The sequence below is a fragment of the Natrinema salsiterrestre genome (genome assembly GCF_029502005.1).
Taxonomy (GTDB): domain Archaea; phylum Halobacteriota; class Halobacteria; order Halobacteriales; family Natrialbaceae; genus Natrinema; species Natrinema salsiterrestre.
Window position 1 is genome coordinate 46,582 of record NZ_JAMQOT010000015.1, and the last position, 9,385, is coordinate 55,966.

Annotated in this window: 8 protein-coding genes; 6 read left to right on the top strand and 2 right to left on the bottom strand. The window is 56.9% G+C overall.

The window, feature by feature from the left end; translation table 11 throughout:
• The first annotated feature begins 84 nt into the window (after positions 1-84).
• The 6 genes from NDI89_RS23065 to NDI89_RS23090 all read left to right on the top strand — a co-directional run bounded on the left by NDI89_RS23065 (position 85) and on the right by NDI89_RS23090 (position 4,932).
• Entirely contained in the window at positions 85-924 is an 840-nt protein-coding gene (locus NDI89_RS23065; RefSeq protein ID WP_277525136.1) for a hypothetical protein, read from the top strand.
• Positions 925-1,170: 246 nt separating this feature from the next.
• Entirely contained in the window at positions 1,171-2,013 is an 843-nt protein-coding gene (locus tag NDI89_RS23070; protein WP_277525138.1) for a ParA family protein, read from the top strand.
• On the top strand, positions 2,010-2,408 hold the full coding sequence (locus NDI89_RS23075; RefSeq protein ID WP_277525141.1) for a DUF7970 domain-containing protein: 399 nt from the start codon (positions 2,010-2,012) through the stop codon (positions 2,406-2,408). The genes NDI89_RS23070 and NDI89_RS23075 overlap by 4 nt, the downstream gene beginning before the upstream one ends.
• A 72-nt stretch (positions 2,409-2,480) precedes the next feature.
• Positions 2,481-3,359 (top strand): HNH endonuclease, encoded by an 879-nt coding sequence (locus NDI89_RS23080; protein ID WP_277525143.1) that lies wholly within the window; start codon positions 2,481-2,483, stop codon positions 3,357-3,359.
• A gap of 112 nt (positions 3,360-3,471) precedes the next feature.
• Complete coding sequence (locus NDI89_RS23085; protein WP_277525146.1) at positions 3,472-3,630, top strand: hypothetical protein; 159 nt, start codon at positions 3,472-3,474, stop codon at positions 3,628-3,630.
• Between the two features lie 1,119 nt (positions 3,631-4,749).
• A complete protein-coding gene (locus tag NDI89_RS23090) occupies positions 4,750-4,932 on the top strand; it encodes a hypothetical protein (protein ID WP_277525148.1) in 183 nt (60 codons plus the stop codon).
• Here NDI89_RS23090 and NDI89_RS23095 read toward each other — a convergent pair.
• A complete protein-coding gene (locus tag NDI89_RS23095; RefSeq protein WP_277525150.1) occupies positions 4,929-7,640 on the bottom strand; it encodes a fibronectin type III domain-containing protein in 2,712 nt (903 codons plus the stop codon). The genes NDI89_RS23090 and NDI89_RS23095 overlap by 4 nt on opposite strands.
• Positions 7,640-8,839: a fibronectin type III domain-containing protein gene (locus NDI89_RS23100; protein ID WP_277525152.1), complete on the bottom strand. Its 1,200-nt coding sequence runs from the start codon at positions 8,837-8,839 to the stop codon at positions 7,640-7,642. The genes NDI89_RS23095 and NDI89_RS23100 overlap by 1 nt, the downstream gene beginning before the upstream one ends.
• Positions 8,840-9,385 lie beyond the last annotated feature (546 nt).

Consider the following 9,385-nt stretch of genomic DNA (forward strand, 5'->3'; position numbering starts at 1 on the left):
TTAGCGTTCTGTCGCCAGCTTAGATTACTTGAGACGAGTCAATCCCACACAAAGTATTTACAAGGTGACGTGAATTTCATTCATATGGACCTGAATGTTGGAGGACGAATGTATGGAATCACCACCGGTGGATATGCATCTGCTATTCCGACAGATGCCATCCATCAACTGGAAGAAGCAACTCACTATACACGAACCTATCGTGGAGGTTTTCCGGCAGAAGAGTTAGATCTGGCAGCCATTTTCACCACTGGAATCTGTTTAGAGGAGCCGATATTCACTGTCCAATTTGGACGGGCTGGTCCCTCTGATGACCGTCCAACATATCAAGCAGTGGGGAAAGGTGTAGACAGCTTACAACACGCTGAGGATAATATCAGCAAACTATCTCAGGAAATTGAAGAAGAGTTTGACGAGAGTTCGGAATTTTCCACTCATCGGCCGCTAATTAGGGCCCATACGGATTTACAAGATGGTTCAGTACTTTACGCTGAGTCCTACTATCATACTCATAACGCAGAATCAGTCAAAAGGTTCGAGTTGGTAGTCTTCCATCCAGACATTCCATTTAATGCGGATCGATACGATGAAATTCACGAAGTGAGCCCTGCGCGGCCACCAAGCTATATTGAAGAAGGGAATATCTCGACGGGAAGCGGGTTCGGAGTTATAAACTATGAGCCACAGAACGTCAAGGAGACCGCAGGGATCGAATCGGACGTAACTGATAAAGTGAGCGTAGATAATCCGATTCGAGAACATAGCCGCTCGATAGAGCGTCCATGGAACGCATTTGAATCGCCTAATCGACTTTATGCAGAATCATATCTATATGACAATATGGATGAGGCATTGATAACTGCACTCAGGGCCGCTTCACCGGAGATCATCGAACCTGTCTTCTACCGTATGGAGGTCTCATAGCTGATCATCAGCTAACAGTTTCGGCACCTCGAGTGTTAGCTCGACTTACTTCTGGAGTTGGTCGACGCTCTTTCAATCAAGTCGAATGCATGAAGCCACCGTGTTAACTAACCAGTATGCTGATGAGTTAACACAGGCAGTCTGACCAGACAAGTTGACCAGACGTTCTGACCAGACGCCTTGACCAAGACGACTGTTGGGAACGTCTGACGGGTCTTTATGTCGAACGTTCACGATCAGACTGGCATGCTCGCGTACAGTGTATATGGCGAAGCGGGGGGTCCGGGAAAAACCACGATCTCCGGCTCGCTGGCAGCTGCGCACGCTCGCCACGATCTGGATGTCCTCGCGATTGATCTCGATCCGCAGAACGCATCGCTCAGTTATCTGCTCGACGTCGACGACGATCGCGAAGACCCCGACGTCGATCACCTGGTCCGACACCTGATCGATCGGCCGAAGGGCTCGTTCGAGGACCTGATCCGTACGACCGACCACGGCATCGACATCATCCCAGCCCACAACGCGCTCTCAGGCCTCGATGATCTCCTCGATCGCGTCGCGAAGACCGCGAACGACATGGGGGAAGACTTCGATCCGACCACCCGACTCCGGGAGGTCCTGGTCGAGTTCGGCGTCGCCGACCGGTACGACGTCGTGATCATCGACCCATCCCGGACCGAAGGGGCTGGTCTCTACAACGCGATCGCAGCGACCGGGAGTCTCGTCGTCCCAGCGGAGGCGACGGCGAAGGGGAAGCAGTCCGTGATCGGTCTCGAGCAGCTGGTCGGTGGCCTCGAGGAAGAACTGGGTGGCATTGACGTCGGCGTCCTCGCGGTCGTCCCGAACAAAGTCGACAAGCGCTCCGGGACACAGCGAACGTATCTCCAGGACCTGCAGGAAGTTGCGTATCCCGTCCCGGTCGAGATCCCGATTCGTGGGGCACTGTTCGACGGCGCGTGGGAGCATCGCTGTTCTCCCTATGAGTTCGTCGAGGAACACCGTGAGCGAGTGCCCGACCGCGAACGCGAAACGCTCGAGTTGATCGATGAGCTCGCCGCGACGATCGAAGCGGAGGCAGACCTATGAAGCCCGGCGCGGGGGACGACCTCCTGAGCGACGACGATGACGACCAGGAGGATGTCGACGACGCTGCAGTCGAGGACAGCGTCGACGATCTCCTCGCCGGCGAAGACGAGGGTAGTGACGAGTCCGATACTGCGGCCTCGAGCGAGAACAACGGCTACTCGCTGCCGTGGATCCACCGACGGAACACTGTCAAGTCGGATCGGTCGGAGGTCATCCAGTTGCACGTCCGCGAGCCGACCGTCGACGGGGAAGCCGATCTTCACGACGACGTCGAAGACATCCTCGATGAAGACGTGTACGCGCTTGACCTCCGAGAGGCGGCGTACCTGGTCGCGATGCAGCACCCCGACGAGGTTGCTGACCAGCTCCGAGAGTGGGGCTACGACTTCGAGTAGGGCAACTGGCCGAATCGATAAAGCGGCATACGATATAGGGATGGAGCAGCACACCCACCTCGCGGGTGTAATATGAGTGGAGATAATACAAACACTACCGAGGCTGATGGGGAAACGTGGCGACAACTGCGAGAACAGCGTCTTGAGATCGACGATCATCAATGCGTGAACTGCGGTAACAGTGGTATGCTGCATGTTCACCATGTAGTTCCGAAGAGTCTTGGCGGAGTTGATGAACTCTCTAATCTGAGGTCACTATGTATAGATTGCCACGATAAAGCTCATGACCGGAGTATTGGAGTGATAAAAGGGCACTACAAGAGTAGTGATACTCGATGGCTGCCATCTACTGACACGATGCGGTGGTTTATTAACCAGATACACCACCCTTTGGATCGGTTGGTCGTCATAATATTAGCAAAGACAGGCATCGGGGTTGGAGAACTCTCGTCGCTTACAGTTGATGATATTTACCTCCGTGACGGTGGGTTAGGCCTCACGTCAACTGTAGAGCGACCGTCTCACCCCTTCTTTCTCCTCGAGGAAACAAAAAACGGGCCCGGTAGTGGCGTTTCCCAGAGGTTGTGTGACACCTTTGTGCCGATCGGCCCGGAACTCCAAGGGTGTTTGATGAGATATTTGGCGATTAGGCCGGATGGTCTTACCAATAAATTGCTTCTTGGTACGGGGGAATCATGGGGTGAAGGGGTAGGAAGAGACGGGATCGAATATATAATCAGAAAACACGGACAGAAGGTTGGCTTTTATGAAAGTGGCGCTGGTGCTACTAAGAACCTCACTCCGAATGTGTTCCGTCAATTTTTCGACGAGCGCTATCAGGGGCAGCCTGCTGTCCGTGATTATATCCTCGGCAAGAAAAAGAAGATGCAATTCGACCAAGGGCAGATCGTTACAGATTACCGTGAGTCAATATACGAACTCTTATTTTGATCTCTCAGACCACTCCAAGAATTATATCCGAACTGATGACATTCACACTTGATTACTGTGATAGTCAAGTGTGTTGTCCTGTCCTTTATTCGAGAAGCCGCGGTCAACGACGATGCCTCTGGACGATCGTCGCGAGGACCTCCTCACCGCTGTTGCACTGACCGAGTTCAGCGTTCACTACGAAGAAGCTGATCCCGAGCTCGCCAAATGGACGTGGCAGCTGGCTGCCGACCGCTTCTCAATCACGATATTGGGCTTCTCGAGGTACTGAAAGACAGTGCATCGGCTATTCGGAGGATCCATGTCTACAGTTCGAGAGTGTAGTTCTCCATGAAAGAAGCGGCCAGTCGTTGAATACTTATTTTCGGTGAATATGGACCGATGAACACCTTAATTGGGTATGGGCCTAAAAATAGCGAAAATAGATCTGGGGGGAGATAAGTGAAAGATCCACATCTCATTGGACCGGTACTGGTGTTGCTCTCAGTAGTCGTTTTCGTAGTTGGAGGTCTCCTTGCTGCGGTGAGTGCTGGGATAATAGGGTAGGTATCTATACGATTAAAATGAAAATCTCAAAAGGAGTTCTTGCGTTAATCGTGATCGCGTTGCTACTGCTCGCCATCATCCTTGTCGGTGGAGGAATTGGTGGCTGGGTGGTCCCTACATGAGCTCACAAAAAGAAGTTTGAGGATTGCTCAGACCTCTCTGTTGTTCTGGTAGGGACTATATTCGAGACGTAGGTATTTGTGAGAACCTCCCCTTGTCTGGTCCATGTCAGACGACGATCGCGATCCGCTCGAGATCTGTCCAGCCTGCCATGACGGGACGCTCCAGGAACGGACTCGGCGCGGTGTGACAGATTACTCCTGTGATCTCTGTCCGTATAGTACGCCAGTTCCATAGCTGATGACTGTCGGCTCAGGTTGGTGTAGGAAGTCCGGGAAGATGAGGGTAGTGGTGGTGGTGGGGGAAATGACCTCATGGATGTGAGTTGTCGCCCCGGACATCCATTACTGCGCCCGCATGCAATTTGAAGGTTTGCTTCATTTCAATCCGTGAGTTGTCCCAGATCCCATCACCAAAAAAGAAACTAAACGCTGTTTCTACCGGTATCAAACGTCCGAAAACGGCCAATAGGTTCATACCAGTTGTGTCCTAACGACCAGATGGCGAGGGGGAAAGAGTGGTCAACACCACTCGACTGTTCGACACGAGACATCCACACCTCGCCGCTCTGAGATCGATCACAAAGTCAATTGCCATATTGCCACACGATCTCGGTCCCACCCCGTCGAACACCCATTGATGAGGTGGGGGGTCCAACGCTGGCCTCTGGCCGGCGTTTCTGTACTACGTAGGTTTATACATGAAGCCGCGGCCAACGGCAGTGATGCCTCTGGACGATCGTCGCGAAGACTTCCTGGTCGCCGTCGCACTGACTGAGTTCTCAGTCCACTACGAAACCGCGGACCCCAAGCTCGCCGAACAGGCGTGGCAGCTGGCCGCCGATCGCCTCGTCGATCACGACGTCAGGCCCGCCGAGGCCGTTGACGCGCTCGAGATTGGTGTCTAAACCTGCCTCGAGACACGGCCGACCTTCTCGCTCAGCGACGGAATCACGTCTTCTGGACGCTGACCGCTGCCCAGCTGCAAGACGATCTGCTCTGGGGAGTTGTTGATTCCACGAACCCGGAGCGGTCGGTCGACCGGGAGCTCCTCGAGGTCGACGGTCTCAGTCAAAGCGAACCCGACGTCGTCGCGGGCGATCGTCACCTCGGCCTCGATCGGCGTTTGGGAGACCTCCTTGACGATCCCGAGCGCGATCTGTTCAGCCTCGAACTGAGAGTTTGCGGTCGAGATGTCCTTCTCGATCGTGTCAGGATTAGTCTCGCCCCCGATCTCGTACTCACCGCGGATCTTGTACTGATAATCAACCGCGTAGGTCTCGCCCTGAACCATATCGCCGCTGTCGGTGATCGCGATCGCGCCGATGTCCCACTCGATCGTGTAGTCTGTCCGACGCTCGAACACCGTGTCGGGATTCGAGGGGTCGTAGACCGTCTCACTGGTGGCCTTGATGTACTGCTCCTCGAGGCCGCGCAGGTCGCCTGGCGCGTCGGCGACAAACTCATCGCCCTCGACCGAGCGCGAGCCACCGAAGATCACCGCCCGATCGTAGCGCTCTCGGACGTCCTTCCCGACCTGATAATCGACGAGCGACTGGTCAGTGGTCGCCGTGCGGAGACCGGGCTGGGTCCACTCGAGCGAGAGGCCGCCGACGTCGTCGTCCCACTGGAGCTCCCAGATCCAGTTGCCGTCGTCGGCGATCTCGCGCAGGATCTCGCGCAGCGAGCCTCGGTTGTAGTAATCGATCAACTGCGGCGTGTCGTTGAGGTCCGCCGACAGCGTCAGCCTCTCGAGGACCTGGGGGGCGTCACGGATCCCCGGCGTCTCGGTCGGGTCGCTATCGTAGCCACCGAGGCGGACCTGGGCGATGATCTCGTTCGACGCCGAGGCGAAGTCGCCGGAGACCGTCTGGCTGTTGTTGGCGCTGATCCAGTTGTTGCCACCGTCGTTCGAGATCCGGACTCGCTGACTCCTCGAGGTGTCGGGCATCTCGACCTCGAGTGCGCCGCCGACGATCTGGAAGCCCGAGCTGACCGTGGTCTCGAACGTGTACGCGTCGGGGAAAATCGAGACGTCGATCACGCCGTCGTCAGCCGGACCTGTCGGCGGTGGGCTCGTGTACCGACTGTCGTAAGCGTAGAGACCGTCGACGTAGATGGTATCTCCCGACCCAGTGATGTTGAGCTCGACGTCGACGTCGCCGCTATATGTGTCCGGGTAGCTGTCCGGATCGTCGCCGGCGACGTCGAATGTGCGCAGGTCGAAGATGGTGTCAGTCGGCTCGAGCGCGTCACCTGGGATGGTGTCGGCCACTTCGCCATCGATGAGCAGCTCCATCGGTGGGTGGCCGTCGGTGAATGCGAATAGTGGGGCGAATATGAGATTTGCCGCTGGGACCTCGTGATCGAGCCTGATCGTCGTCGACTTGCTGTGCAGGCTACTGTTCATCTCGATAGCAACGCCCCCAGACCAACGACCCTCGTTGAGGTCGCTACTCTCACCGCCGTCACTTCCCGACGCGTCTTCGGCTTCTTCCCACCAGCCAGTTTGAGTCACTTCGAGGCCGTTGACATCCTGGACGGGCTCGTCCGCTGGTAGATCGGCGATGATCTCCTCCCAGTCGGACAACCCGATCCTGCGGAGATCGACGTCTTCCTCGGTACTCGTGGACGGGTCGTCGACGGTGTATGCAAGGCCAGTCTTCTCATCGAGTATCTGCTTGACGCCCTCCTGGGCGAGGATTTCGTCGAACTGGACGTCGTCGACGTACTGGTCGAGTTCGGACCCGCCGCGGAGGACCAACGTGATGCCGTTCGGCGCGGAGGTGTCCTTGACGAATTCGTCGATCGGCTGCCGTTGGCCGTCCTTCCAGACCCGTGCCGGTGCGCCCTCGAGGTCCTCGTCACGCCACCGGTCGGCCTCTGGGACCGTGATTTCGAGCTCGGGCAGATCGTTGAGCCGCGGCTTGGCCTGGACGTCCTGGATCCGTGGCGTGAACGTCGTCCCGCTCGGATGGTCGATCTCGACGTGCCAGCCTCGCGGCGGAACGTACCGATCCGAGAGGCCGATCGAGGTCGTCGTGACCGTTCCAACGCTGGTATCCGCGTACACCCACTCTGTTCGGGCTCTGGCGAAATACTCGTACTCGCGGTCGGGCGAGACGGTATCGTCGACGAAGCTCTCAGTGTTTTGACCGACTGTAGCAACCAGAAGCCCCTCATCGTCATACTCGTAGTCAACCCGACGACGATAGATCTGGTAGCTACCCTCGAAGTCAGCGTTATCTGTCCACAGGACCTCCAGCGAGGTGTCCCCGACGTTCGCGAAGCCGATCCCGTTCGGTGCCGGGAGGTTCGTGATAGAGTCTGCCTCAAGCCAGTTCCCAGTGACGTGTGCCGTTTGGGTCCTGATTCTGACGTCGTATTTCTCCCCGTCAAGGATGTCGACGAACGTCTGCTCGAGGACTGCGTCGTAGGCGACGATGGCCGAGCCGGAGTCGCCCCAGCTTTCGTTTCCGTCCGTCTCACGGACCTCGAGCCGGTACTCGCCGTTGTTCAGGACGTCATTCCAGATTGCGGTTATCTCGTCTGGCTCAGATCCGTCCAGATCGAGCCCCTCAGCGTCTGGGAGAGTCGTAGTGAATTGAACAGGCATTATTGATCCACCGTGCTGGAGTGTTCAGTGACTGCAACGACCCGCGCGTCGTACTGCTCGCCGTTCAGTAAGTCGGAGATCGTCTCGGCTTCGGTGTTCAGTGCCAGTGTGCTGAACGTCGTCCACGACGCCGCATCGGACTGTTTGTACTGGACTTCGGTATCTCCGTAGTTGTGGTTATCAGCCCAGGAGAGGTCGGTGGAGGTGGCGGTGATCGCGTCGACGGTGAGGTCCGTAGGGGCCGGCAGGTCCGTGACGTCGCTCAGTGACCCGGTCGACCCGGATGCGTCCGGCGTTGCCCGTTCGATGTAATAGGAATACTCCTCGCCGTCGAGGAGTCCGTCGTCCGTGTACGACGTCGTCGCAAGCTCCGTGATCGTCGTGACCGAGCCGCCGTCGCGATAGACGGTGACGTCGCCGTCCGGGTTGTTGTCGTTGAGCGTCCAGTCGACCACGACCTCGCGATAGCCGGCCGTGACCGCGTCCAGCGTCGGATTCGGGAGGAGGGTGGTCTCGCTGATCTCACTCGTCGGACTCGAGTCGCCATCGGGATAGACTGCGACGAGGCGGTAGTGGTAGGTCCGGCCGTTAACCAGCCCGGTATGGGTGTAGTCGCCGGTCGTGTCCGTCGTGAGCAGGCTGTAGTCGCTGAGCGTCGTCCCGGAAGAGGTCGAGACGTGGATCTCGACGGTATCGAGATCGCCTGCCGGGTTCGTCCACGAGAGCGGGAGACTCGTTTCCGTAGGCGTTCCGATGGCTGGGGTTTTCGGAGCCCCTCCGGAGGTCCTCGTCGTTGTGTAGCTCCAGTCACTGTTTTCGAGGCTGTTCTCAGAACGGACGCGATAGCGGTAGTCTGTGTCCGTTGTGATATCCGTGTCAGTGTAGGACGTCGTGCTCGAGCCCGGTGTTGCGACCGTCGAATACGACCCACCATCCACTGATCGCTGGACCCGGTAGTTGTCGATCCGGCCCCCAGTGCTCGGCTCAGTCCACGAGACGTCGAACTGTGTGATCCCTGCCAGATCGATCGTCGTGTTTTCGGGCGGATCGGGAGGGGATACTGTCGATTCATAAGTGATGTAGTCGGTGTATTCGTTGTATCCACCCGCTCCGTCACCGTCGGGAACACGGTTTTCGAAGGCGCTCGCGGTGTTCGCGTTGACGATCCTGAACCCGATAACGTCCGCATTAGTCCCCATATTGACTGTTACGGGGTTAGTGGTCAGTGAGTTGGCGTTGGGCCCGAACGTTATCGTGTATTCACCGTTCGCGTAGTCCAGAGATATGTTTATCTTCGTCCATGTATCGTAAGAGAAACTGCCGTCTTCGACAACAGTGCTGCCGTCGAGATAGTAGATACTGGGATTGCTGTCTCCGACCCCTGCCACGCGGTTGTTATTCGTGTCGACAAGCTCGTACCCGCCACCTTGGCTGTCTGAGGTTATATTGGTCCACCATTCGACTTCTTCAACCGGATTGTCGAACTCTCTATATCCGACAGTGTAGTCGGTGGAACTGTCGCCGAGATCTGCGTAGCCGGAAGAATCGCCCTCATAACTCCTCAGGCCTTTTTCGAGTGGGCCATCCCAGTTGGTACTGACGTTGCCCTCAAAGTCGTCGAAGAGGTAAGTCAGTGCCATCTATCGTCGCACCTCGTTCCGGGCGACCAGCGTCTTAGCGGCGTTCGCGTCGACGACGCTCGTCGACGCGATCGGCTCGAGCCACGACTCGAGATCCGTCGGGAT